18 protein-coding genes and 2 pseudogenes are annotated in these 24,356 nt (G+C 72.5%); 8 read left to right on the forward strand and 12 right to left on the reverse strand.

Features of this window, described 5'->3' with window-relative positions:
- Position 1: 1 nt before the first annotated feature.
- Complete coding sequence (locus ACIBCJ_RS32475; RefSeq protein WP_365981326.1) at positions 2 to 835, forward strand: class II glutamine amidotransferase; 834 nt, start codon at positions 2 to 4, stop codon at positions 833 to 835.
- Between the two features lie 307 nt (positions 836 to 1,142).
- Positions 1,143 to 2,081 (forward strand): TauD/TfdA family dioxygenase, encoded by a 939-nt coding sequence (locus ACIBCJ_RS32480; protein ID WP_365981327.1) that lies wholly within the window; start codon positions 1,143 to 1,145, stop codon positions 2,079 to 2,081.
- A 191-nt stretch (positions 2,082 to 2,272) separates the two neighbouring features.
- Here ACIBCJ_RS32480 and ACIBCJ_RS32485 read toward each other — a convergent pair whose 3' ends face one another.
- From ACIBCJ_RS32485 to ACIBCJ_RS32510, 6 genes and pseudogenes are all read right to left on the reverse strand, one after another.
- Positions 2,273 to 2,956 (reverse strand): LysE family translocator, encoded by a 684-nt coding sequence (locus ACIBCJ_RS32485; RefSeq protein ID WP_365981328.1) that lies wholly within the window; start codon positions 2,954 to 2,956, stop codon positions 2,273 to 2,275.
- Between the two features lie 84 nt (positions 2,957 to 3,040).
- Positions 3,041 to 3,578 (reverse strand): annotated as a pseudogene (locus ACIBCJ_RS32490) (aminotransferase class III-fold pyridoxal phosphate-dependent enzyme); the annotation flags it as partial.
- Positions 3,577 to 5,397 carry a sugar-binding domain-containing protein gene (locus tag ACIBCJ_RS32495; RefSeq protein WP_365981329.1) on the reverse strand — a complete coding sequence of 607 codons (1,821 nt, stop codon included), beginning with the start codon at positions 5,395 to 5,397 and terminating at the stop codon, positions 3,577 to 3,579. The gene ACIBCJ_RS32495 and the pseudogene ACIBCJ_RS32490, both read right to left, overlap by 2 nt.
- Positions 5,398 to 5,479: 82 nt before the next feature.
- The gene (locus tag ACIBCJ_RS32500) at positions 5,480 to 6,379 is read right to left on the reverse strand and encodes a carbohydrate ABC transporter permease (protein ID WP_362104883.1); all 900 of its coding nucleotides are present in this window, start codon (positions 6,377 to 6,379) and stop codon (positions 5,480 to 5,482) included.
- A gap of 2 nt (positions 6,380 to 6,381) precedes the next feature.
- Positions 6,382 to 7,323: a sugar ABC transporter permease gene (locus ACIBCJ_RS32505; RefSeq protein ID WP_365981330.1), complete on the reverse strand. Its 942-nt coding sequence runs from the start codon at positions 7,321 to 7,323 to the stop codon at positions 6,382 to 6,384.
- A gap of 21 nt (positions 7,324 to 7,344) precedes the next feature.
- Complete coding sequence (locus ACIBCJ_RS32510) at positions 7,345 to 8,718, reverse strand: extracellular solute-binding protein (protein WP_365981331.1); 1,374 nt, start codon at positions 8,716 to 8,718, stop codon at positions 7,345 to 7,347.
- A gap of 166 nt (positions 8,719 to 8,884) precedes the next feature.
- Here ACIBCJ_RS32510 and ACIBCJ_RS32515 point away from each other — a divergent pair, with 166 nt between their 5' ends.
- The 5 genes from ACIBCJ_RS32515 to ACIBCJ_RS32535 all read left to right on the forward strand — a co-directional run bounded on the left by ACIBCJ_RS32515 (position 8,885) and on the right by ACIBCJ_RS32535 (position 13,817).
- Entirely contained in the window at positions 8,885 to 9,928 is a 1,044-nt protein-coding gene (locus tag ACIBCJ_RS32515) for a LacI family DNA-binding transcriptional regulator (RefSeq protein WP_365981332.1), read from the forward strand.
- Positions 9,929 to 10,172: 244 nt separating this feature from the next.
- Positions 10,173 to 11,660, forward strand: coding sequence for an NCS1 family nucleobase:cation symporter-1 (locus ACIBCJ_RS32520; RefSeq protein ID WP_362104895.1), 1,488 nt, complete (start codon positions 10,173 to 10,175; stop codon positions 11,658 to 11,660).
- Between the two features lie 66 nt (positions 11,661 to 11,726).
- Positions 11,727 to 12,452, forward strand: a complete 726-nt coding sequence (locus ACIBCJ_RS32525) for an aspartate/glutamate racemase family protein (RefSeq protein ID WP_133890236.1) — start codon at positions 11,727 to 11,729, stop codon at positions 12,450 to 12,452.
- Between the two features lie 126 nt (positions 12,453 to 12,578).
- Positions 12,579 to 13,229 carry a GntR family transcriptional regulator gene (locus ACIBCJ_RS32530; protein WP_362104899.1) on the forward strand — a complete coding sequence of 217 codons (651 nt, stop codon included), beginning with the start codon at positions 12,579 to 12,581 and terminating at the stop codon, positions 13,227 to 13,229.
- Positions 13,230 to 13,379: 150 nt separating this feature from the next.
- Entirely contained in the window at positions 13,380 to 13,817 is a 438-nt protein-coding gene (locus tag ACIBCJ_RS32535) for a hypothetical protein (RefSeq protein ID WP_365981333.1), read from the forward strand.
- 83 nt (positions 13,818 to 13,900) lie between these two features.
- Here the strand turns inward: ACIBCJ_RS32535 and ACIBCJ_RS32540 are convergent, their stop codons facing one another.
- Both ACIBCJ_RS32540 and ACIBCJ_RS32545 read right to left on the reverse strand, forming a co-directional pair.
- Positions 13,901 to 15,733, reverse strand: coding sequence for an RICIN domain-containing protein (locus ACIBCJ_RS32540; RefSeq protein WP_365981334.1), 1,833 nt, complete (start codon positions 15,731 to 15,733; stop codon positions 13,901 to 13,903).
- Between the two features lie 62 nt (positions 15,734 to 15,795).
- Positions 15,796 to 17,628 carry a beta-galactosidase family protein gene (locus tag ACIBCJ_RS32545; RefSeq protein ID WP_365981335.1) on the reverse strand — a complete coding sequence of 611 codons (1,833 nt, stop codon included), beginning with the start codon at positions 17,626 to 17,628 and terminating at the stop codon, positions 15,796 to 15,798.
- Between the two features lie 202 nt (positions 17,629 to 17,830).
- Here ACIBCJ_RS32545 and ACIBCJ_RS32550 point away from each other — a divergent pair, with 202 nt between their 5' ends.
- Positions 17,831 to 18,874 carry a LacI family DNA-binding transcriptional regulator gene (locus ACIBCJ_RS32550; protein ID WP_365981336.1) on the forward strand — a complete coding sequence of 348 codons (1,044 nt, stop codon included), beginning with the start codon at positions 17,831 to 17,833 and terminating at the stop codon, positions 18,872 to 18,874.
- On the opposite strand, the gene ACIBCJ_RS32555 is transcribed toward ACIBCJ_RS32550, so the two are convergent.
- The 4 genes and pseudogenes from ACIBCJ_RS32555 to ACIBCJ_RS32570 all read right to left on the reverse strand — a co-directional run bounded on the left by ACIBCJ_RS32555 (position 18,864) and on the right by ACIBCJ_RS32570 (position 24,349).
- Positions 18,864 to 20,825: a glycogen debranching N-terminal domain-containing protein gene (locus ACIBCJ_RS32555; RefSeq protein ID WP_365981337.1), complete on the reverse strand. Its 1,962-nt coding sequence runs from the start codon at positions 20,823 to 20,825 to the stop codon at positions 18,864 to 18,866. The two genes, ACIBCJ_RS32550 and ACIBCJ_RS32555, sit on opposite strands and share 11 nt — an antisense overlap.
- A gap of 311 nt (positions 20,826 to 21,136) precedes the next feature.
- Positions 21,137 to 22,483, reverse strand: a pseudogene (locus ACIBCJ_RS32560) (MGH1-like glycoside hydrolase domain-containing protein); the annotation flags it as partial.
- Positions 22,480 to 23,280, reverse strand: a complete 801-nt coding sequence (locus tag ACIBCJ_RS32565; protein ID WP_362104915.1) for a sugar phosphate isomerase/epimerase family protein — start codon at positions 23,278 to 23,280, stop codon at positions 22,480 to 22,482. The gene ACIBCJ_RS32565 and the pseudogene ACIBCJ_RS32560, both read right to left, overlap by 4 nt.
- A 22-nt stretch (positions 23,281 to 23,302) precedes the next feature.
- The gene (locus ACIBCJ_RS32570) at positions 23,303 to 24,349 is read right to left on the reverse strand and encodes a zinc-binding alcohol dehydrogenase (RefSeq protein ID WP_362509140.1); all 1,047 of its coding nucleotides are present in this window, start codon (positions 24,347 to 24,349) and stop codon (positions 23,303 to 23,305) included.
- Between the last annotated feature and the right edge of the window lie 7 nt (positions 24,350 to 24,356).

Here is a 24,356-nt window from a genome sequence, read left to right on the forward strand (position 1 = left end):
GATGTGCCGATGGCTCGCCTACTCGGGGACGCCCGTCCTCCTGGAGACCCTGCTCTACCAGCCGGAGCACTCTCTCATCGACCAGAGCCTGCACGCCCGCATGGGAGTGGAGACGACGAACGGGGACGGGTTCGGCGTCGGCTGGTTCGGGCCGGAGATGACGACGCCCGCGATCGTCCGGGAGATCGGTCCTGCCTGGAGCAACCGCAATCTGCGGGAGATCGCGAGCCATGTGCGCTCTCCCCTGTTCTTCGCGCACATCCGCGCCTCGACGGGCAGCGCGGTGCAGCAGACCAACTGCCATCCGTTCCGCCACGGCCGCTGGATGTGGATGCACAACGGCGCGATCGCCGACTTCCACCGGCTGCGCCGGGACCTCGCCCTGGCCGTCGATCCGCTGCTGTACCTCGACATCGAGGGGTCGACGGACTCCGAAATGATGTTCTACCTGGCGCTCACCCTCGGCCTGGAGGAGGACCCGCCCGCCGCGGTGGCCCGGATGGCGGGCCTGGTGGAGGAGATCGGGCACGAGCACGGCGTGGAGTTCCCGCTGCAGATGACGGTCGCGGTGACCGACGGCCGGCGGCTGTGGGCCTTCCGCTACTCCAGCCAGGGCCAGTCGCGGTCGCTCTACTACAGCAGCCGGGTGGAGAGTCTGCGCGCGCTGCACCCCGGGCTGCCCTTCCTCAAGGAGGCGTCCGACAACAGCCGCCTGATCGTGTCGGAGCCGCTGGGCGACCTGCCCGGCGTGTGGAACAAGGTGCCCGAGAGCAGTTACGGGGTCGTCCAGCCGGAGGGCGACGACCTGCGGTCCTTCGTTCCGCTCCACCCGTGACCCCGTTGACACGGGCGGGAGAGGATCACACAATCGGTGGCATGACCACATACCGGTTCGGCACCATCGCGGAGTGTCCCCGCGTGCCCGAGCGCACCGGTTGTGAGCGTTCCGGCCTCTGACGGCCGCCTTCGCACCGACCCTCCGGCGCCTGCCGCGCCGTGGCCCGTCGGCTTCTTCTCCGGCCCACGTCCCGGAGCACCCGTAGCACCTCGTTCAGCACCTCTTTCCCCGGCCCCCGGGCGGTGACGATCCGCGCCGCCCCGGCCGGATCCCACGCGTACCGTCGTTCAAGGGGAGGACTCCCATGACCGTTACCGCCGTCGGCCCGACCACCGTCCTGCGCGAAGCACGCGTTCCGGACGGCGGGCTCCACGAGGGCCGGCGCGTCCTGCGCCGGCTGCCCGAGGGGTGGGAGGACCGGCCGTACGCCCGCTTCGAGGTCGTTCCGCAGGCGCGCACCATCGGTGCCGAGGTGCGCGGTGTCGACCTCGCCCGTCCGCTGTCGCCCGCGCTGCGCGAGGAGTTGAACCGCGCGCTGCTGGAGTGGAAGGTGCTGTTCTTCCGCGGTGCGCATCTGACCTCCGACCAGCAGCGGGAGTTCGCCGGTCAGTGGGGCGCGCTGGAGACCAATCCGCTGCTCGCCGCCGGTTCCCGCGACGACGTCGTCCGGTTCGACAAGGGTGCCGGGGCCGCGCCGACGTACGAGAACGTCTGGCACACCGACGTGACCTTCCGCGAGCGGCCCGCGCTCGGCGCGGTGCTCCAGCTGCGCGAGGTGCCGCCGTTCGGCGGGGACACGATGTGGGCGGACATGGCGGCGGCGTACGACAACCTGCCGCGGGAGGTGAAGGACCGCGTCGACGGGGCCCGCGCGGTCCACGACTTCATCCCGGGCTTCGCGCGTTTCTACGGTCCCGAGCGGCTGCTTCCGTACCAGGACCTGTTCCCGCCGGTGGAACACCCCGTGGTGCGCACCCACCCGGAGACCGGGCGGCGCATGCTGTTCGTCAACACGTCCTTCACCACGCACGTCACCGGCATGGACCGGGACGAGAGCGACCGGCTGCTGCGGTTCCTGTTCCAGCAGGCGCACGTGCCCGAGTACCAGGTGCGCTGGCGCTGGCAGCCGGGGGACGTCGCCTTCTGGGACAACCGGGCCACGCAGCACTACGCGGTGGGCGACTACGGGACCGAACGGCGGGTCGCCGAACGGGTCGCCATCGAGGGTGACCGCCCGTTCTGACCCAGGGCGCGCGCGGGCCGCAGGCGCCGCTCCGCCTGCGGCCCACACACCAGTGCACCCCACACGGATTTGTGACCCGGTGCTTTTCTGTGCGCGGTACGGGTCGGTGCAGGCCCGCTGTCGGACCGAGGATCCGGCGCTGCTGCGCGGGCTCCGCCTCCGTCGTGTTGCGGCCAGGTCGATGTTCGGGCTCAGGCCACGGCGGCGACCGAGATGCCGATGACGATGAAGAGCCAGCCGGTGGTCAGTTCCCAGCGGTGGCGGATCTTGGGCCGCGCGAGCAGGGAGCGCAGCCGCGCGGCGACGACGACCAGGGCGAACCAGTAGACGATGCCGAGGACGATGTCCAGGATGCCGAGGAAGAAGATCTGCCGGGTCATGGATCCACCGCCGTTGACGAACTGCGGCAGGATGCTGAGGAAGAACAGTGCGGCCTTGGGGTTGAGGACGTTGGTGAGGAGACCCTGGGTGAAGCCGGACCGCCAGCGGGAAGAGGTCCGTCCGGTCTCCTCGGTCGGTGTCCCGGCCGGATCGTGCGACCAGTGGTCGGATTGGTCGGCCTCCCCGCCGTCCGCCTTCCGTTCCCGCGCGGCCCGGCGGGCGGCGAGCACCGCACGGACCCCGAGGTAGAGCAGGTAGGCGGCGCCCGCCAGTTTGATCGCGTCGTACACCATGGGCGATCGGGTGGCGACCACCGACAGTCCGACGGCTGCCGCCAGCATGTGCACGCACAGCCCCGCCTGCGCTCCCAGCGCCGCCGCCCGCCCCTTGGACGGATGTTCGGCGGCGGATCGCACCACCACGAGGAAGTCCGGGCCGGGCACCACGTACGCCACCAGCACCACGCCGAGGAAACCGGCCAGGTCGACCGACATCAGTTCTCCGCTCGTCCGTCCCTGCGCCGCTGCGGCCGGGACCCGTTGGTTGGCGGTCCGGGCGCAGAGAGCGCCCGGGCCCGGTCAGGCCGCCAGGGGATGAGCCTGGTGCACCGACGCCACGGCCTCGTCGAGTATGCCGAGACCCCGGTCAAGTTCCTCCTCCGCCACGGTCAGCGGGGGAAGGATCCTGGCCACCTCGTCATCGGCGCCGGCCGTCTCCACCAGCAGGCCACGCCGGTAAGCCGCCTCGCACACGGTCCGTGCCGCGCCCGGACGGTCGAAGGGCAGCCCCCACACCAGGCCACGACCGCGCGGGGCGGGCAGCCCGTGCCGCCGAGCGGTCTCGGTGAGCGCGCGGCGAACCCGCTCGCCCAGCACGGCCGTCCTGGCTTCCAGGGTCGCGTCCGTCCAGTAGAGCTCGAGGGCGCGAGTTGCGGTCACGAAGGCAGGGTTGTACCCGCGGAACGTCCCGTTGTGCTCGCCCGGCTTCCAGATGTCGTACTCGGGGCGCAACAGTGTGAGGGCCATGGGCGTCCCGTACCCCCCCTATCGACTTCGACAGGCACACGATGTCGGGAACGATCGCGGCCTCCTCGAACGAGAAGAACGGTCCTCCCCTAGTCCCCGGGCTGCTCGATGGCCGCGGGGCGCAGCTGGGCGGCGCGGACGCGGGCCACGTCGAGTTTCTCGCCGCGGTCGAAGCGGTAGATGCCGTTCTGTTCCTGGAAGACGTCGGTCAGCTGGGTGTAGCAGTAGCCGAACATGTTCCGGTCCTCCAGCAGGACTTGGGTGAGCCCGCTGAAGCGCTCGTGGAACTCGTCCTCGTCACGGACGCGTTCCCCGTAGCCCCAGGAGACGGTGCGGTCCTCGCCCGACTGGGCGGCGGCCGCCTCGGGGTCCCACCAGATGCCGCCGAACTCGCTGACGAAGTACGGCTGGCCCCGGTAGGGCAGCGAGTAGGGGGTGCCGTTCTCGTGGGTGTTGACGAAGGGCGCGTCCTTGGCGAGGCCGGACATCAACTGCCGGAAGGCGGCGGGGTCCTGCTCGTAGTGGTGGGAGTCGTAGATGTCGGTCTCGGCGACCCGGTGGGCGTAGCCGGAGGCGTCGACGACCGGGCGGGTGGTGTCCATGGCCTTGGTGGCCAGGAACATCGCACGGGTGACGTCGTCGAGCCGGGTGAGGCGGTCGTGCAGCTTCTGGTAGGTCTCGTTGAGCGGGCACCAGCCGATGATCGAGGGGTGCGAGTAGTCCCGTTCGAGTGCCTCCAGCCACTGCGCGACATAGGAGGCGTCGGGCCTCTGGTTGTCGCCCGAGGAGCCGCCCGTCTCGCAGCCCCAGTCGCCGAACTCGCCCCAGACCAGGTAGCCGAGGCGGTCGGCGTGGTGCAGGAAGCGCTCCTCGAAGACCTTCTGGTGCAGCCGGGCCCCGTTGAACCCGGCGGCCATGGCCAGCTCGATGTCCTTGACCAGGGCCTCGTCGGTGGGGGCGGTCATCAGGCCGTCCGGGTACCAGCCCTGGTCGAGGACGAGGCGCTGGAAGACGGGACGGCCGTTGAGCAGGACGGCCTTGCCCCGGATTCCCACGGCGCGCAGCCCGGCGTAGCTCTCGGCGCTGTCGACGACCTGCCCGGCGGCGTCGAGAAGATCGAGGCGCAGGTCGTACAGGTGGGGATCGTCCGGTCCCCACTCGCGCCGCCGGTCGTCCGGCACCGGCAGGTGCAGGCGCGGGGCGAGGTCCAGGTCGGCGCGTGCCTCGGCGCGGCTGACCTCGCCCTCGGCGTCGCCGAGCACGGCGCGTACCCGGTACCCGGGGCGGTTGCCGGACAGGGGCAGTTCGAGGTGGAAGGCGGAGCCGGCCAGGTCGGGGGTGATGCGGGGGCGGCGCAGATGCGTCTCGGGGACGGGTTCCAGCCAGACGGTCTGCCAGATGCCGGTGACCCGGGTGTAGTTGCAGTCGTGGTTGGCGTACTTGACGGCCTGCTTGCCGCGCGCCTGCGGGCCGGACTTGGGGTCGCGGGCCCGCACGGTGATCACGACCTCCTCCCCCGCCCCGGCGATGTCGCCGAGGTCCGCGGTGAAGGGGGTGAATCCGCCGCGGTGCCGGGCCACCTCCTTGCCGTCGGCCCACACGGTGGTGTCGTGGTCCACGGCGCCGAAGTGCAGCAGTACCCGGCGGCCGGCCCAGGCGGCCGGGAGGGTGAGGGCCCGCCGGTACCAGACGGCCTCCAGGAAGTCGGTGTCGCCGATGCCGGACAGCTCGGACTCGGGCGGGAAGGGGACGAGGATCTCCTCCCGCAGCTCGCGGTCGAGCAGACCGCGTTCGAGGCCGCTGTCCCCCCGGTCGGTCTCGAACTGCCAGGCGCCGTTCAGGTTGAGCCAGTCGCGGCGCACGAACTGCGGTCGCGGGTACTCCGGGCGCGGTACGGAGTGAATGGGCACACATGCTCCAGTCGTTCGGTGGGCCGGGCGCGCGGGCGCCGGGCCCGCGGGTACAGCTGTGCGGGCGTTGTGGTGCGGGGGTTCAGGAGCCGCCGAGGCCGGTGGTGGCGACGGAGTCGACGATGCGGCGCTGGAAGAGGAGGAAGACCACGATCAGCGGCAGCGCGGCCAGCAGGGCGGAGGCCATGGACTGCGCGTACTGGATGCCGTAGGCGTCCTTCACGGTGGCCAGGCCCACCGGGAGGGTCATGAGGTCGGGGTCGTTGGTGACGATGAAGGGCCACATGAAGTTGTTCCAGGCGCCGATGAAGACGAAGATCGCCACCGCGGCCACGATGGGGCGTGAGAGCGGCAGGACGACCGACCGGAAGACCCGGAACTCGGAGGCGCCGTCGATGCGGGCCGCCTCCTCCAGCTCCTTGGGGATGCCGTCGAAGAACCGCTTGAGGATGAACACCATCATCGGTGCGACGACCTGCGGCAGGATCACGGCCGCGTAGGTGTCGACCAGGTGGAACAGGGTCATCTGGTCGAACAGCGGCACGACGAGCAGCTGCGGCGGGACCATGATGGCGGCCACGGTGACGCCGAGGAGCCCTCGGCGGCCGCGGAACGTGCCGCGCGAGAAGCCGTACGCGGCGAGGGTGGAGACCGCGACGGTGATCAGGGTGACCAGGGCGGATATCAGGAAGCTGTTGAAGGCCCAGACGGTGACGTTGCCGCGTTCCAGTATCTGCTGGTAGGCGTCCAGGGTGAAGGCGCCCTTGAACGGGGAGAGCCCGGTGGTGTTGACGTCCTCCTCGCTCTGCACGGAGGTGACGACCGCCCACACGAACGGCAGCAGCCAGACGACGGCGAGGACGACCAGCGCGGTCGTGGCCAGGACGCGGGGCAGCCGTCCGTGGCCCAGGAGCAGGGGCGAACCGGCCGCCGCGCGGGGTGCACGCCGCCGGGGGCGGAGGGTGGTGGCGGTTGCTGACACGGTCAGACCTCCCGGCGGAAGAGGCGGAGCTGCACGAGCGAGACGACGACGATCAGGGCGAAGAAGAGGTACGAGACGGCGGAGGCGTAGCCGAGGCGGTAGCCGGTGAAGCCGACGTCGTAGACGTATTCGAGGACGGGCCGGGTGGAGCCGTTCGGGCCGCCCTTGGTGAGGATGTAGATCTGGTCGAAGACCTTGAGGGAGGCGAGGACCTGGAGCATGGCCACCAGCCCCGTGGTCCTGCGCAGTTGGGGCAGGGTGATGGACCACAGGCGGCGCCAGGCGCCGGCCCCGTCGAGTGCCGCGGCCTCGTCGAAGGTCGTGGGCAGGGACTGGAGCGCGGCGAGGTAGAGCAGGAAGTTGAAGCCGACCGTCCACCAGACGGTGAGGGCGGCGACGGCCCACATGGCGACGGACTCGTCGGACAGCCATCCGACCGGTTCCATGCCGAGGGTGTCCAGGAGCTGGTTGGCCATGCCCAGCTCCGGCTGGTAGAGCCAGGTCCAGATCAAGGTGACGACGGTGACGGGAAGCAGGTAGGGGGCGAAGAACGACAGGCGCCACACCCACTGTCCGGCGAGTCCGCTGTGCACCAGCAGGGCCATCGCGAGCGCGACCAGGACCAGCGGGACGCTGGAGACGACGGTGAAGAAGACGGTGTTGCCGAGGCTGCTCCACACGTCGGGGTCGCCGAACGCCTCGGTGTAGTTGTCGAAGCCGACGAAGTCCGTGTCGCGCAGGGCGAGCGAGCTGTCGGTGAAGCTCATCCAGAGCCCCTGCACGATCGGCCACACCATGAAGAGGCCGAACACGAGCAGGAACGGCAGGACGAACACGAGCCCGTTGCCGGAGCGCAGGCGGGCGGGGGCGGGGCGGCGGCCGGCCGGGGGGACGGCGGGCGAGCCGGTCCGTTCCTCGGCGCCGAGGGGTGCGGTGGTGGTCACGTCGGTCACTCCTTTCGCTGGTCAGGCCACCGGGTTGGGCTGCCGCAGCAGCGTGTCCGCCTCGCGGACCATCTGCCGCACCGCCTTCTCGGGGGTGGTGTTGCCGAGCAGCGCCGACTGGAGCGGCTGGCACATGCGGTTCTGGAAGTTCGAACCGGCTCCGGCGAACCAGTTGGGCGGGTCGAGCACCGCCACCTTCGCGGCGTCCGCGTAGGAGGACTGCGGGTCGAGCGCCGCGTACTCCGGTTCGGCGAGGACGGGCTGGTACGCGGGGATGTGTCCGGCGCTCGCCCAGGTGAGGCTTTGTTTGAGGATCTGCGCGACGTACCGGTGGGCCTCGCGGCGCCGGGCCGGGTCGGGGCTGTCCTGGTGCGGGAGGACGAAGCTGTGGCTGTCGGTGTAGACGGCCGGCTTGTCGAAGACCTGCGGGAACGGCGCGGCGCCCAGGTCGATGCCGGACTTCTTCAGTGTCGGCAGCTCCCACTCGCCGAGCATCGTCATGCCGCCGCGGCCGTCGGTGAAGGCGGCGATCGCGCCGTTGTAGTCCAGGTTGTTCGGGTTGGTCCTGCCGTCGAAGAGCCGCGTCATGAGGGTCACGACCCGTACGGCGGCGTCGACGTCGATCTTCGGGGGGCCGCCGTCCGGCAGGTCGAAGGCTGCGCCGGTCTGGGCGTAGAGACCGGCGAACAGGCGCCAGTTCTGTGCCGTGTCGGTGACGTGGCCGAACAGGATGCCCGCCTCCCCCGTCGCCTCGGCGAGTGCCCTGCCCGCCTCCAGCAGGGCCTCGGGCGATCCCATCGGGGCCAGTTCGCCCGAGGGGTCGAGCAGTCCGGCCTTCTCGGCGGCCTTCTTGTCGTAGAACACGATGAAGGGGTGGACGTCCAGCGGGATCGCGTAGACGGTGCCCTCGTGCTGGGTGCGCGACCAGACGGCGGGGGTGAAGTCCTTTTGCGTGACGCCGAACTCGGCGAGCAGGTCCAGGTCGAAGGCGTCCACCAGACCGCCGGGCGCGTAGCCCGCCAGCCGGGACAGGTGCATGGCGGCCACGTCGGAGGCCCGGCCGCCGGCCGCGGACATGGCGAGCTTGGTGTAGTACGAGGGCCCCCAGTCCAGGATCGTCCGGTCCACGTCGAAGCCCTTGGCGCCCCCGGCCCCCCTCGACACGGCCTCGATCATGTCGTCCATCAGCATGCCGTCGCCGCCCTGGAACAGGTCCCAGACGCTCAGCGAGGACGCCCCCGAGGCCGAGGCGGGTGAGGCGCAGCCGGACAGCGGGCCCGCGGCGAGCAGGGCTCCCGCGCCGGCCACGGCGTGGCGCAGCAACCGGCGGCGACTGGGGCGGCGGACCGGAGCGGACACGGCCGGCACCCCCTGGGCAGGCAGACGGGAACTCATCGCGGACCTTTCGACGGCCGGAGCTCATGCGGTGGCTAGTTTTTACATCGATGTACATTGGCTGTAAAGAGCCGAGGGGAAGGAGACCTGCACCGAGACCTGCACCGGGACCCGCCCCGCGCCGGGACATAGACTCGGGCGGCGCGCAAGAGGCAGGGAGGTCTCGGTGGCACGGCCCAGGATCAAGGACGTCGCACGTCATGCGGGCGTCTCGGAGAAGACGGTCTCCAATGTCATCAACGACTACGCCCACGTCTCCGACCGGACCCGGCGGGTGGTGCGCGAGGCCATCGAACACCTCGGCTACCGCGTCAACCTGGCCGGCCGTCACCTGCGCAAGGGCCGTACCGGCATCATCGCGCTCGTCGTCCCGGAACTGGACATACCGTACTTCGCGGAGTTGGCCCGGCATGTGATCCGGGAGGCCGAGGAGCGGTCCCTGACGGTCCTGATCCACCAGTCCGGGGCGGACCGCGCCCACGAGCTGGCGGCGCTGGCCGGGTTCGGGTCCACCTTCGTGGACGGCATCATCCTCAGCCCGCTCGCCCTGACCGCCGACGACCTGCGGGACCGCACGGGATTCCCGCCCACGGTGCTGCTCGGCGAGCTGTTGGAGGAGGGCGCCGACCATGTGGCCATCGACAACGAACGCGCCGCCCGCGAGGCCACCCGGCATCTGATCGGCCTCGGGCGCCGCAGCATCCTGGCCGTCGGTGGGCTCGACGACTCGGGGCTGGGGACGGCGCAGGCCCGCACCCGGGGCTATCGGGCCGCCCTGGCGGAGGCGGGCATCGCCTACGATCCGGCCATGCTGCTGCCGGTCGGCTCCTTCCGGATGCCGGACGGTGCGCGGGCCGTGTCACGCGCACTGCGAGAGGGCCCGCGGCCCGACGCGCTGCTCTGCCTCAACGACCAGTTGGCGCTGGGGGCGTTGCGGGCCCTGCACGAGCACGGCGTCCCGGTGCCCGAGGAAGTCGCCGTCATCGGCTTCGACGACGTGGAGGGCGGACGCTTCAGCGTCCCCACGCTCAGCACGGTGGCTCCGGACAAGGCGGCGGTGGCCAAGGTCGCGGTACGGCTGCTCCAGCACCGCATCGAGGAGGCGGCGGCACCGGACGGCGCCGGGTCACAGGCCCAGGCGCCCCAGGACCTCGTCGTGGAGCACCGGCTCGTCCTGCGGGAGAGCACGGAGGGGCGCGAGCAGGGCTGACGAGCCGCCGGCCGGCCGGAGAGCGACACGCGGGGCCGGCCGCACGGCATCTTCACATCGCCGGAACGGCAGGCGGCCGCGGCGGACACCGCCCCCAGGGCTGCCGGGCGACTCAAAAATGGTATTCCATTTGCCGCAGACCTCTTGACGGTGCGGTTTGGCGAAAACTACGTTCAGTTCACCGGAAAGCCGCTTCCGCTTTGTGAAAGCCTCCAATCCCCGCACCTGATCCCAGGAGTCCCGTATGACTGCCCTGGAAGACCGCCGCTCGTCCGCGGAGACCAGCGACACGGCCACCAGCTCCGGCCTCTACACGTACGACCTCGCCCCGACGAAGCGGGAAGGGCGCCGCTGGGGCGCCTACAACGTCTTCACGCTCTGGGCCAACGACGTGCACAGCCTGGGCAACTACGCCTTCGCCATCGGGCTGTTCGCTCTCGGACTGAACGTGTGGGGCATCCTCGCGGCCTTCGCGCTCGCCTCGGTCCTGCTCTTCCTCCTGCTCACGCTGTCCGGATTCATGGGCCACAAGACGGGCGTCCCGTTCCCCGTCATGAGCCGCATCGCGTTCGGCATCAGGGGGGCGAAGATTCCGGCCGCCGTACGCGGCGCCGTGGCCATCGCCTGGTTTGGTATCCAGACCTATCTGGCGTCCGCCGTGCTGAGTGCCCTTCTGGTGGCCATGTTCCCTTCCCTGGCCTCCCTGGACACCGACTCCCTGCTCGGCCAGTCGACGCTCGGCTGGATCACCTTCCTGGCGCTGTGGGCCCTCCAGGTGCTCATCGTCAGTTACGGGATGCAGATGATCCGCCGGTACATGGCCTTCGCCGCGCCCACCACGCTGCTGACCATGTGCGCGCTCGCGGTGTGGATGTTCGTGCGGGCCGACGGCTCGGTCTCCGTGTCCGTCGGCGATCCCCTCACCGGCGGCGCCATGTGGCTCCAGGTGCTCCAGGCCGCCGCCCTGTGGGTGGTGATCTACGGAACGTTCGTCCTCAACTTCTGCGACTTCACCCGGTCCGCGCGCAGCCGCGGCTCGATCGTCCGCGGCAACGTGATCGGCATCCCGGTGAACATGCTCTTCTTCGCCGTCATCGTGGCGGTCCTCAGCGGCGCCCAGTTCACCCTCGACGGGCACGTGATCACCAGTCCGACGGACATCGTCAGGACCATCCCCAACATGTTCCTGCTGGCCGTCGCCTCGCTGTGCCTGATCGCCCTCACGGTGGCGGTGAACCTGCTGGCCAACTTCGTCGCGCCGATCTACGCCCTGGTCAACCTCTTCCCGCACCGGCTCGACTTCCGCCGCGCGGGTCTGGTGAGCGCGGCCCTGGGCCTGGTGATCACGCCCTGGAACCTCTACAACAGCCCGGTCGTCGTGAACTACTTCCTCGGCGGGCTCGGCGCGCTGCTCGGTCCGCTCTTCGGTGTGATCATGGCGGACTACTGGCTGCTGCGGAAGGCCCGCGTGAACGTGCCGGCCCTCTACACCGAGGACGCGGGCGCCGAGTACCACTACCGCCGCGGCTACAACCCGCGGGCCGTCGCCGCCTTCGTCCCGAGCGCCGCGATCGCCGTCGTCGTCGCCCTGGTCCCCTTCTTCCACGCGGCGGCCGGCTTCTCCTGGTTCGTCGGCGCGATCCTCGCCGCCGCGCTGTACGCGATCGTCGCCGACCGTGCGACGCCGATCCGCGACGTGGACGGCGAGGCCATCGCCGTCGCCGCGGAATAGCCCGCAGTCCCCCGTTCCCGCGCCGTCGCGGGACACTCCGTACCAAGAGAAGGCCCAGGCCCCTCCATGCGCATCCTCGTGGTCAACGTCAACACCACGCAGTCCATCACCGACGCGATCGGCAAGCAGGCGGCGGGCGCGGCCTCGCCGGGCACCGAGATCGTGCCGCTGACACCGGCCTTCGGCGCGGAGTCCGTCGAGGGCAACTACGAGAGCTACCTCGCCGCCGTCGCCGTGATGGAGGCGGTGCGCGCCCACCCGGAGCCGTTCGACGCGGTGATCCAGGCCGGCTACGGCGAACACGGGCGGGAGGGTCTCCAGGAGCTGCTCGACGTGCCCGTCGTCGACATCACCGAGGCCGCGGCGAGCACCGCGCAGTACCTGGGCCGCCGTTACTCCGTCGTCACCACCCTCGACCGTACGGTCCCGCTCATCGAGGAGCGGCTGGAGGTGGCCGGACTGAGCGCCAGGTGCGCGTCCGTGCGGGCCAGCGGCCTCGCCGTACTGGAACTGGAGCAGGACGAACAGGCCGCCGTGGACGCCATCACCGAGCAGGCCGCCCGCGCGGTCGAGGACGACCGGGCCGAGGTGATCTGCCTGGGCTGCGGAGGCATGGCCGGTCTCGCCGAACGCGTGGTGGAGCGGACCGGTGTCCCCGTGGTCGACGGCGTCTCGGCCGCCGTGACGGTGGCCGAGTCCCTGGTCCGGCTGGGTCTGTCCACGTCCAAGGTGCGCACCTACGCGCGCCCGCGTCCCAAGCGCATCGTCAACTGGCCGCCGCAGGCGGGCTGACGCGTTCCCGCCGCCGTCCCGCCCGGACCGTCCCCGGGCGCCGGGGTATTCTGACGGGCCGCCCGACCGCCGCCCCGCACGGTGCGGTCGGCGGACCGGGAACGGGAAGACAGACGAAGGACGGCGATGGCTGCGTCAGAGGGCTTCACGCCCGAGTCCGAGCGGGTCACGCGGCGGTTGCGCGACGAGATCATCGACGGTGTGCGTGCCCCCGGCAGCCGCCTGGTCGAACGGGACCTGGCCGAGTCCCTCGGGGTGAGCCGGCTCCCCGTCCGCGAGGCCCTCAAGGCCCTGGTGTCGGAAGGGCTGGTGACCCCGCGGCCACGGAGCTGGGCGGTGGTGCGGGAGTTCACCACGAGCGACATCGCCGACCTGGACGAGGTCCGCTCGGGCCTGGAGACCCTGGGTTTCCGGCTCGCCGCCCAACGGCACACGCGGGAGGGGCTGGAGCGGCTGCGCGCCACGGTGGACGCCGAACTCGACGCGGCCCGTGCCGACGACGCGGTACGGGCCCGCCGGGCGGCCGCCGACTTCCACGAGACCGTCGTCTCCCTGGCCGCCAACGAGCTGCTGAACGAGCTGGAGCGGGTCCTGCGCAGCCGGCTGCGCTGGCTCCTGGGCCAGCACGACGACCTGATGGCCGTCGCCCTGGAACACGACGCCCTCTACCGGGCCATCGCGGCCCGCGACGTGGACCGCGTCCAGGAGCTGGTCCTGCACCACCTGTCGACCAGCCGCAGCGCGGCCCTGGGCCACCTGGCGCAGGACGGGCACTAGGGGGTGTCCTCCCGGTGGCCGCGCGGCGCTGCTCCCGGGTGATCGCGGAGGATTTTCCGCCGGACGTGACGCGAAATCGACGTAGGTCGGCGAACCCGGGGCATACGGAGGACCCGAGGCCCTCACCCCGCCGACCCACGGGAGTTCCCTGTGACGCCGAGCCTGCGCACCGCCCGTGCGTGCCGTGCCGCCGCCGTGCTCCTTCTGGCCGCCGCCGTGTACGCGGGCGCACACCACCCGTGGCTGGCCCTGCCCGGCCTGTACGCCGCCGCCGTGTTCGCCTGGTGCGCCGCCCGTGAGAGCGCCATCCACCGGCGGCGGGCCGCCTCGGCGCAGCGGGCCGAGCTGCTGGCCCGCCCGCTCCTGGGGGGACCGCTCGGGGCCGTTCCCGAGCCGTGCTGCGCGTTCTGGCGGTGCTCCTACGGCGCCGACCACGGCCCGGAGTGCACCCGTTCCGCCGACCGGCTCCCCCTCCACGACGACTGCTGCGAGCGGTGGTGGACCTCTCTGGGCGCACGGCACGACGCGGACTGCCGTCGCCGCGCCGGGGCCCAGGGCCAGGGCCGCGCCCACCCGGCCCCGCAGTAGGCGTGGGCGGGCGCGGACCCGGGCCGCCCCGACCCGTCGGCCGGGTCGGTGCCTGCCCGGTGGCCGGGGCCGGCCCGCTCGTGTCAGTCCACCGTCCCGGACGGGGTGAGGGTCAGGGTCTGCTCGTCGGGGCCGCGTGAACCGCCGACCCGGTTGCCGGTGGTGTCGGTCCAGGAGCGGGTCGGCGTGGTCTCGACGCGCCGACGGGGGTCGCCGGAGATGCCGATCACCAGGCCGCTGTAGCGGTTGACCAGGCGGTACGTGCCGGTGGCGGTGCCGTCGGCGGACGCACCCGGGATGACGAACCACTGCTGCCCGACGGAGGGGCCGTCGCCGCCGGATGCGGTGACGGTGGGCCGGGTGCCCCAGGCACGGCCGGCCGTGGCCGAGGAGTCGACGCCGAGCAGCCGGCCGGTCGCGGCGTTGGCGATGCGGTAGGAGCCGTCGCCGTTCCCGGTGAAGACCCAGTCGGCCGGTGCCGCGCCGTTCGGCCTGCGTACCGAGGTGGTGGCGGAGCCGTGGCGCGAGGCCTGGGCGAGCGACCGGCCGTCCGCTCCGGTGATGCGGTAGGTCCTGTCCTCGTCGACCGGGGCGGCGGGCTCGGCCGTGTCGATCGTGAGGTCGACGTACTCGCTCGAAGCGCCGCCCGAGCACCCGAACGAGCAGTAGGAGTGGAACCGCTTCCCGACGATGCCCGAGCCGGTCTTGTTGATGCCGTCCAGGAACCACCGGTACCAGGAGGCGTTGGTGTGCTCGCCCGTGTCGCCGATCGGGAACCACTTCTGCGTGGCGAGGTCGTCGGTGGCGTAGAAGCGCTGCGGGGCGTCGCCGCTCTGGTCGACCGCCTGGGGCTCGCCCACGTACAGCCCGAGGTGGGCGTTGTAGGTGATGTCCATGACGAACAGGGGCGAGGTGGCGGGCATCCTCCCGGCGGCGACCTGTTCGCTCACCGTGCCCGGGGTGGCCGGGTCGTACTCGTCCTGTACGGGGGTGTAGCCGGTGCCGCCGGCGGGACCGACCGGCACCATGTTGCTCTCGCGTCCGCCGACACCGGGTTCGGACCAGGCTCCGTCGTACCACTTCCGCCAGGAGCCGGGGGCCATCTTCGCGGACATCGGGGAGCGGGCCACGTGGGCGTGGAACGCCTTCCAGCTGCCGCCCTTCTCCACGATCCGCGAGCCGTAGTAGACGTAGAAGTAGCCGGAGGCGGTGTCCGCGAACAGGCGCGGGTCGCCGTCGCCGTAGTGGAAGGTCTGCTCGGGGAACGTGGCGGTGTCACCGCGTTCGGTGCTGTACGGCGACGTGATGACGTGGTCCCTGATCGTCCAGGTGCGGCCCCGGTCGTGCGAGACCGCGTAGTCGATCCCGTCGTAGTGCAGGCCGTCGCTGAAGGGCTGCGGGGTGAACTCGTTGTGCACCAGGCCGTACCAGTCGCCGGTGTCGGGGTCGACCCACACACCGGCCAGGTCGCAGTAGTTCTTCTGCGCGTAGCCCGACCCGGCGGGCGGGAAGGTGGACTCCTTGCCGGTCGGACTGTTGTTGCACCGCCACGTGGTGTCGTCGTTGCGGTCCCTGGGCTCGTCCGGGTCGGCCGCGTCGCTGACGGCGGACCGTTCGGCGGTGTCGAAGTCGGTGCCGGTGTAGAAGCTCCACGCGCGGCTGTCGTCGGCGCCGTACAGCGCGTGGGCCTGCTGGTAGTAGAAGGTGCCGTCCTTGTCGATGTACGGGGCGGCCGGTGTGTCGTCCGGGCGGCTCCAGGGCCCCTTCGCGCCGACGGTGACGGTGTAGGCGGCGCCGGGTTCGGGGTCCGACGCCGACGCGGGCGGCGCGCCGAGGGACCCGCCGCCCGCGAGGGCGAGTGCCGTGGCGACGGCCACGAGGGCGAGTCTGCTTCCGGGAGCGGTCAACCGTGGCACAGGTACTCCTCAACTCGTGCTGCTGCCGGTGGGGTGGTACGCGGTGGGGCCGTGCGGACCGGTCAGTCGAAGGTCTCGACGTACTCCTCGGTGGGGCCGAGGTCGGGCCGGTCCACGAGTGCGAGGTGCTCGCCGAACCGTTCGAGCTCCAGGACGGTGAGCGTGTTGGTACCGGGGCGCAGGAAGGGGCCGGGCAGGTACAGCGTGGTCTGGGGGCCCACCTCCCAGTAGCGCCCGAGCAGGGCGTCGTTGGCCCAGACGAAGCCCTTGGCGAAGCCCGGCAGGGCGAGGAAGGTGTCGGCGGGTTCGGTGAGGTCCAGGGACGCGGTGGCGAAGCCGGCGGCGCCGCCCTCGGGGGCGGCCGAGACGGCGCGGGCGAGGTCGCGGGGCGACCACTCGTCCAGCGGGAGCCGGTGCATGGTCCAGCCGTGCACGAGCCGCCGCTCCACCCGCACCCCGCCCAGGATGCCTTTGCCCTGGCCCAGCAGCGGCCCGTAGTTGATCCTCCCCTGGTTCTCCACCAGCAGTTCCAGCCTGGTCCGCGTCCCCTTCCCGGTCAGGGAGAACGAGGAGGTCTCGCGGTCCAGCACGGCGACGGGCAGCCCGTCGGCGAACACCTGGGCCCGGTCGTGCAGGCCGGTCACGGTCACCAAGTGCTCGCCGCGGGGCAGCAGCGGCCGGGCCGAGTAGAGCACCAGGCCGGCCGACTGGCCGAGTTCCTCGAAGCTGAGCGGCGCGGGGGCGTGCACCGGCTCGGCCGCGGCGCGCAGCGCCGGTACGAGTTCCCCCCGCCGGATCACGGGCAGGGTCCGGGGCGGCAGCAGGGGCGGATCGGCGGGCAGCGGCCGTCGTGTCGCGCTCCCGTTCCCGAGCGCCGCGGCGAACTTCTCCCGCAGCGCGTGGAACTTCGGGGTGAGCGCGCCGTGTTCGGCCACCGGGGCGTCGGAGTCGTAGCTGGTGACGGTCGGCAGGTAGCTGCCGCCCTCGTGGTTGGCCCCGGCCCACAGGCCGAAGTTGGTGCCGCCGTGCGCCATGTAGAGGCTGACCGAACCACCCGTGCCGAGAATGCCGCCCACGTCCCGGGCGGCGCTGTCGGACGACCGGACGTGGTGCTTCTCGCCCCAGTGGTCGAACCAGCCGTTCCAGAACTCCGCACACAGGAAGGGCTCGTCGGGCCGGCGCGAGCGCAGCAGCGCCGCGGCCTCGTCCGGCCGGGAGCCGAGGGTCGCGGCCGCCAGTTCGCCGGGCAGGGTACCGCCGTCCTGCATCAGCGGGGTGGGTCCGTCCGCGGTGTAGAGGAGTTCGGTGACGCCGCGGTCCACCAGGGCGTCCCGCACCCAGCGCACATAGGCGCGGTCGTCACCGTAACTGCCGTACTCGTTCTCGATCTGCACGGCCACCACCGGGCCGCCGTGCACGGCCTGGAGGGCCGCGATCCGCGGGACGAGCACGTCGAACCAGCGGCCGACCGCCTCCAGGTACGGCCGGTGACTGGTGCGCGGCCGCATGCCGGGGACGCCGGTGAGCCAGGCCGGCAGTCCGCCGTTGTCCCACTCCGCGCAGATGTAGGGTCCGGGCCGCAGCATGACGTCGAGGCCGGTGCGCTGGGCCAGCCCGGCGAAGCGCGCGAGGTCGCGCCAGCCGTCGAAGCGGGCCTCGCCGGGGCGCCGCTCGTGGAAGTTCCACGGGACGTAGGTGTCCACGGTGTTGAGCCCGAGAGCCGCCACCCGTTCGAGGCGGTCGGCCCACTGGCCGGGGTGGACGCGGAAGTAGTGCAGCGAGCCGGACAGGACGCGGTGCGCACGTCCGGTCCGCAACAGCGTCCCACCGGAGTACGTCAGGGTGGCCGCGGCGCGTACGGCGGAGGTCGCGGACGGGGTGCTGGGGAGGGTCACGGGGACTCCGGTGGTCGTGCCCGTACCGGCGCCCGCTTGTTATCGATCTCTCGGCGGAGTCCGGTGCTGCCGGGTTCGACTATGGCAGAGGATGTTATCGATGCCAACACCTCGGTACCGAGAGGCCCACAGAGCCTCGGCGTCACGGGCGATAGCCGATGTCAGCGATATCATCGCGGGGAGGTCGTCGAGGAAGGCGCGTATGGCGAAGCAGGGCGGCGGGCAGCGACCGCCGGGGATGACGGACGTGGCCCGGGCCGCCGGGGTGTCGGCGCAGACGGTGTCGCGGGTGCTCTCCGGGCATCCGAACGTGCGGGAGGAGACCCGGGCCGAGGTCCTGGCCGCGGTGGCCCGGCTCGGCTACCGGCGCAACAACGCGGCGCGCATGCTGTCCTCCGGGCGCAGTCGCACCATCGGCGTGGTGACGCTGCGGACCACCTTCTACTCCCGTGCCGCCCTGATGTCGGGCATCGAAGGCGCCGCGCAGAGCGTCGGGTACGCGGTGAGCACCGCCACCACCGCCTCGCTCGACACCTTCGCCATCGAGTCCGCCCTGTCCCGGCTCACCGACCAGGGGGTCGAGGGGATCATCCTGTCGGTGCCGCTGATCAACGGCAGCACCGGGCTGGAGGAGCTCACCCGCGCCACGCCGACCCTGACCATCGACGGCTCCCGTACCGACGCCACCGAGGTCGTGGCGGTGGACCAGTCGCTGACGGCCACCTTGGCCACCCGGCACCTGCTGGACCTGGGGCACGAGACCGTCTGGCACCTGGCGGGCCCGGCCGAGTGGCTGGAGGCCGCCAGCAGGCGCGACGGCTGGCGTACGACGCTGGAGGCGGCGGGACGGACGGTGCCACCGCCCCTGGAGGGCGACTGGTCGCCCGCGTCCGGGTACCGTGCCGGACTCGTCCTGGGCCGGATCCCGGACGTGACCGCGGTGTTCGTGGCGAGCGACGAGATGGCCTTCGGCGTGGTGCGGGCGCTGCGGGAACTGGGGCGGCGGGTGCCCGAGGACGTCTCCGTGGTCGGTGTCGACGACATCGAACTGGCCGAGTACTGCGCACCGCCGCTGACCACGGTCGCCCAGCCGTTCGCACGGATGGGCGAACTCGCCGTCTCCCACCTGCTGCGCTACATCGCGGCCCCGGAGACCGTGCCGGAGCCGGCGTCGGTGGAGCCCCGCCTCGTCGTCCGCGCGAGCACCGCCGCCGCGGCGGCGGGCCCGCGGGCGGTCAGGGACTGAGCGGCCGGGGGCCCAGAGCGGTCCTCAGGGCCAGCGGGGTGGCGGCGGCCCAGGCCTGCGGCGAACAGGAGTGCGGATAGGGCACCGGGGCGGCGGTGGCCGAACGGTCGTAGCCGGCGAGGACCTCGGGGAGCCGGTGGCCGTGGTGGGCCGCCGCCGCGACGAGCCCCTCGGCGACGGTGCGCACCTCTCGGGCGAGGCCGTACCGGGCCAGGCCCAGGACGATGACCGCGTTGTCGTGCGGCCAGGCGCTGCCCCGGTGGTACGACAGCGGGTGGTAGGGCCGCTGGCCCGCGGCGAGGGTCCGGATCGCCCAGCCGGAGAAGAAGTCCGGCTCCAGCAGACGCCGGCCCACCCGGCGGGCGCGCTCGTCATCCAGGATGCCCGACCACAGCAGGTGCCCGGCGTCCGACGCCAGCGCGTCCGCCTGGCGGCCGGCGCCGTCCAGGGCGAGGGCGGGGAAGTCCGCCCGCGGCATCCAGAAGTCGGCCGCGAAGCGGTCCCGCAGCCGGGCGGCGCTCTCCCGCAGCCGTCGCGCGTACCCCGCGTCCCGCCAGACGCCGTCGGCGAGTTCGGCCGTGCGCAGCAGAGCGTCGTAGGCGTAGCCCTGCGCCTCGCAGACCGCGACGGGCCCCTCGGCCTGGGTTCCGTCGCGGAAGCAGACGGCGCCCGCGGAGTCCTTCCAGTTCTGGTTGACCAGCCCGCCCGGGTCCGGCTGGTAGACGAGGTAACCGTGCTCGTCCAGGCCGCCGTCGGTGAACATCCAGTCGACGGCGCGACGGGCGTGCTGCTCAAGCCGTTCGGCGACGGACCGGTCGCCGGTGGCCTCGTGATGGGCGTGCAGCAGGACGAGGAAGAGCGGCGTGGCGTCGACGGCACCGTAGTAGCGGCCGTAGGGGACCTGTCGGAAATGGGCGAGTTCGCCGTGCCGGGTCTCGTGGACGATACGTCCCGGCTGCTCGCCGCTGAAGGGGTCGTGGCGCCGGCCCTGGGTCGCGGCGAGCGCGCTGAGCACGGCGGCGGCCGTCGCGGGCCGGTAGGGCAGCAGGAAGAAGGAGGTCAGGAGGGAGTCGCGGCCGAACAGGGTGAGGAACCACGGGATGCCGGCGGCCGGGACCCGTACGTCCTCACCGTCGACACCGGGCACCGGGACGGTCAGCAGGTCGATGTCGGCGAGTCCGCGTTCGCAGGTGCGGGTCAGGTCGTCCGTCACGGCCCCGGCCCGTGGCGCACCCCCTGCGGCGGTGCGGCCGGCCCACGCGGAGGCGGGCACGGTGGAGGACGCGGCGGCGGGCCCGGGCCGGCCGTGCGGGTGGGCCCGGACGGTCAGGTGCAGGTCGGCGCGGCCGTGCGCGTCGAGCGGGAGGTGCCAGGTCAACGTCCGCGCGGTGGCACCGGGTTCCTCCGCAGCGGGCGCCGAACTGTCCGGGGCCGGGTGGCAGACGATCTCCGTCCGGGCGTGCCAGTCGGCCCGCCGGTAGTCGAGGACCAGTCCGTCGGTGGTGTCCCGGGTCGTGTACCGCGCGCCGGGCTTGGCGTAGTGGCGGTCGTCGGCGCGCAGTTCGAAGAGGTCGGCGAAGTCGGCGTCGACGGTGAGGTCGAGCCGGGCGGTCACGGCGTCCGGGCGGTTGCTGACCACGCCCAGGTGCTCGGTGAGGGTGCCCGCAGCGACGCTCTGGCGGCGGAAGACCGTGTAGGCGGGCGGCTGGTCGCGGGTGCCCTCGGGGGTGAGCACGCAGGCGGCCGTGTCGTCGTACTCCTGGGTGGCGGGCACCAGAGCGGTGGGGGCGGTGCCGTCGACGGTCAGCCGCCAGCGGCTGAGGTGCCGGGCGTCCTGACGGAACAGCCCGTCGGGCGCCGAGCCGCGGACGCCGCTGATCCCGCCGTCGGCGGCGAGCCGGACGAAGGTGGCGTCGCGCACCAGTTGGACGCGTGAATCGGCCGCGGTCATGGCAGGGGCTCCGTCGTGTCGTGGTGCGTGGGTCGTCGGCCCGGCGGGGCGTGGCCCGTCCGGCGGTCCGTCCGGCCGTGGTCCCTCCGGTCGCCGTCCGCGCGGTCGCGGTCCGCGCGGTGATGGCCGCTCGGGTCGTGTGCCGACCGGTCGTCACCGGTCAGGTCGTCGCCGGTCAGGCCGTGTGCCGACCGGTCGTCGCCGGGCGCGTCGGGTACCGACCGGTGGTGACCGGACAGATCGCGCGCCACCCGGTCGTCACCGGCCAGGTCGCGTGTCGCCCCGTCGTCACCGGTCAGGTCGTCACCGTCGGGGTCGGCGGTCAGCAGGTCGAGCGTCAGGGCGGCGGTCCAGGAGAAGTGCCGGGTGCCGCAGGCCGCGCCGGTGGAGGGGTCGACGTACTCGGCGAACCCGGAGCGTCCGGCCTCGGCGAGGAAGCCGCTGCGCAGCCGTGCGGCGTCCGGCCCGAGGCCGTGGGTGCGCAGTCCCCGCTCGATCAGCCAGGCGGTGTTGAACCAGGCGGGCCCGCGCCAGTACCGGGTGGGGTGGAAGGCGTGGCCGGTCAGGTCGTAGCTCGGGACCAGGGCCGTGGCGGGGGCGCTGAAGCGCGGGCCGGTGAGCGTGGCGTGCAGGCGCCGGACGACGTCCCGCGGCAGGCCGGGGACGACGAGCGGGATCAGCCCGCTGACGCTCCCTTCGTCGACCAGGGTGCCGGTGTGCAGGTCGCGCACCCGGAACAGGCCGGCCTCCGGGTCCCACAGCCGGCGCACCAGCGCCCGGGTCAGCCCGGCGGCCCGCTCCGTGTGCCGGCGCGCGGGCAGGCCCAGTTCGCGGGACATCGCCGCAAGGGCCAGTTCGCTCACGATCAGCAGCGCGTTGAAGGCGGGGTCCTCCACGGCGAAGCGGTGCCGCCCGAGACGGTCGTCGTATCCGGCGTCCCGGTACTCGGTGGCCAGCCGCACGTAGCGGCCGTAGTCGAGGTCGGTGGGCCGGTCGGCGGGGTGGCCGTGGTCGAGGTCGGCGCGCCGGAACGTGCCGGACGGGCTGGGCTCGACCCGCCGCAGGGCCCGGTCCCAGCAAGGACTGTTGTCCATGCCGGGTTCCCACGGGTGGACGACGGCCGCGAGGCCGCCGCCGCCGAGGTCGCGGCGGTCCAGCAGGTAGTCGTGCCAGGCGGCGAGCCTCGGCCGGACGCGGGCCAGGAAGCCGCGGCGCCGTGACTCGGCCGGGTCGGCCAGGTGGACGAGCCAGGCGGCCAGGGCGTGCACGGGTGGCTGGACGATGCCGGAGGTCTCGGTGGACGGGGGTGCGCCCGCGGCCCGGCCCGCCGTGGAGGACTGCCAGAAGTCGGGGCTCGGGAAGTAGGCGCCGTGCGGCAGGTCGGGGTTGAAGACGATGTGGGGCACGCGTCCGTCGGCCCACTGCGCGGCCAGCAGCGACTCCAGTTCCCGCTGGGCGCGGCGCACCGAGAGGTGGCGCAGTCCGATGGCGACGAAGGCGGAGTCCCAGCTCCACTGGTGCGGGTAGAGGGTGCGCGAGGGGACGGTGGAGGCGCCGGTCCAGTTGTCGAGCAGGACCCGCGCCGCACCGCGCCGCAGGGTCAGGTCCGCGGGCGCGGTGGGCGCGGGCCGGTCCAGAAGGTCCAGGGGGGTGCTCACGCGCCCGACCTCTTGAGGAAGGCGGGCACGGAACGCACGGCCTGGACGGGGTCACCGGTCAGCCGGCATTCGAGGGCGAGGTGGCCGTCGTAGCCGACGGTGTGCAGGGCGCCGAGCCAGGCGGGCCAGTCGAGGTGTCCGGCACCGGGCTGGAAGCGGTTGGAGTCGGAGACCTGGGCGTGGCCGATGACGTCGGCGTGGGCGACGATCGCGGCCGCCGGGTCGGTCTCCTCGATGTTCATGTGGTAGCTGTCGATGCCGATGCGCACGGAGTCCAGGCCGACGGCGCGGATCAGGTCGGCGGCCTGGTCTAGCCGGTTGACCATGTGGTCCTCGTAACGGTTGAGCGGCTCCAGGAAGAGCGTGACGCCCTCGCTACGGGCGTGCTCGCCGAGTTCGGCGAGTCCGGCGAGGAGCACATCACGGTCCTCCTCCTCGGTGCGCGGCGGCTCGAAGGGCGGCAGGCGGCGGGAGAACATGCCGTACGAGGCGGGGGTCTGGGCGCCCACGCCGCCGATCTCGGCGATGACGGTGAGCTGGGACTTCATCTGGGCGACGGCGTCGCGGCGCAGGTCCTCGTCGAAGGCGCCGAGGAAGTGCAGCATGTCGACGCAGACGGTCGGCATGACGACACCGTCCCGGCGGGCCTGCCGCAGTTCCTCGCGGCGGGAGGCGAAGTGGAAGTCGCCCTTGCCGCGCAGTTCGATGGCGTCGTAGCCGGCCTGGAGGGCGAAGTCCCACTTGGCCTGCAGGGTGTCCCCGGGCAGCAGTTGTTCCTGGACAGCGGTCTTGAGCATGGGGTGCCTCAGCTTCTCCGTCTCAGAATTCCAGGACGACCTGCAGCGCCTCGGCGGGCCGCTCGTCCAGCAGTACGTAGGCGTCGGCCGCGTCGGCGACGGGGACGACGTGGCTCACCAGGGAGTCGACGTCCACCTGGCCCTCGGCGACCAGGCGCAGGAAGGTCCGCTGGAGGCGTTCGACGCTCCAGCGGTTGGACAGCTGGGGCGGGACGCCGCCGATCTGGGAGCAGATCAGCTGGACCCGGTTGTGGTGGAACTCGTCGCCCAGACGCAGGCCGATGCCGTCGCCCTGGTAGAAGCCGGAGGCCACCACCCGGCCGCCGGCCGCGACCGAGCGCAGCGCCTCGTGCAGCGCCGGGTAGGCGCCGCTGATCTCGATGGCGAGGTCGGCGCCGAGGCCGCCGGTGGCCTCGCGGACGCGTTCCGCGACGGCGTCGGTACGGGCGTTGAGGGTGTGCCGGGCGCCGTAGCGCTTCGCGGTCTCCAGGCGGCCGTCGAGGGCGTCCACGGCGGTGACGCGGGCGCCGCTGAGCCGGGCGAGGCGGGTGGTGAGCAGGCCGATGACACCCTGGCCGAACACGGCGACGTCCTCGCCGAGGTGGATGTCGCCGGCCAGGACGGCGTTGTACGCGATGGCACCGACCCGGGCGAACGCGCCGGCGAGCGGTTCGAGGCCGGCCGGCAGGGTGTGGCCGATCATGCGCTCCGCGGGGACGATGCCCTCGCTGCGGTGGCCCCAGATGCCCCACACCAGGTCGCCGGGGACCGGCAGGCCCGGGGTGCCGGTCAGTTCCGGGGAGACCTCGACGACCTCGCCGACCTCGGAGTAGCCCCAGCCGGCCACCGGGTACTCGATGCCGGGCGCTCCGTCCCGGAACAGGCGCGCGTCGGGGTCCCAGGTCCGGGTCAGGTAGGGATTGGTGCCGCGGTAGGCGGTCAGCTCGGTGCCGGCGGAGATGCCCGAGTAACGGGTGCGCACCCGCAGATGGCCGGGCGGCAGTTCGGTCCTGCTGTGCTCGGCGACCTCCACCTGGCGAGGGCCGGTGAACTGGACGACGCGCTCCACGGACGAC

It is taken from the genome of Streptomyces sp. NPDC051136, assembly GCF_044455745.1.
In the GTDB taxonomy this organism is placed as follows: domain Bacteria; phylum Actinomycetota; class Actinomycetes; order Streptomycetales; family Streptomycetaceae; genus Streptomyces.

Bases quoted from the DNA above. Each gene is read 5' to 3' on its own strand.
- ACIBCJ_RS32565 (WP_362104915.1), bottom strand. From the start codon at position 23,280: ATGCTCAAGACCGCTGTCCAGGAACAACTGCTGCCCGGGGACACCCTG.
- ACIBCJ_RS32555 (WP_365981337.1), bottom strand. From the start codon at position 20,825: ATGACCGCGGCCGATTCACGCGTCCAACTGGTGCGCGACGCCACCTTC.
- ACIBCJ_RS32510 (WP_365981331.1), bottom strand. From the start codon at position 8,718: ATGAGTTCCCGTCTGCCTGCCCAGGGGGTGCCGGCCGTGTCCGCTCCG.
- ACIBCJ_RS32530 (WP_362104899.1), top strand. From the start codon at position 12,579: ATGGCTGCGTCAGAGGGCTTCACGCCCGAGTCCGAGCGGGTCACGCGG.
- ACIBCJ_RS32480 (WP_365981327.1), top strand. From the start codon at position 1,143: ATGACCGTTACCGCCGTCGGCCCGACCACCGTCCTGCGCGAAGCACGC.
- ACIBCJ_RS32520 (WP_362104895.1), top strand. From the start codon at position 10,173: ATGACTGCCCTGGAAGACCGCCGCTCGTCCGCGGAGACCAGCGACACG.
- ACIBCJ_RS32550 (WP_365981336.1), top strand. From the start codon at position 17,831: ATGGCGAAGCAGGGCGGCGGGCAGCGACCGCCGGGGATGACGGACGTG.
- ACIBCJ_RS32525 (WP_133890236.1), top strand. From the start codon at position 11,727: ATGCGCATCCTCGTGGTCAACGTCAACACCACGCAGTCCATCACCGAC.
- ACIBCJ_RS32485 (WP_365981328.1), bottom strand. From the start codon at position 2,956: ATGTCGGTCGACCTGGCCGGTTTCCTCGGCGTGGTGCTGGTGGCGTAC.
- ACIBCJ_RS32475 (WP_365981326.1), top strand. From the start codon at position 2: ATGTGCCGATGGCTCGCCTACTCGGGGACGCCCGTCCTCCTGGAGACC.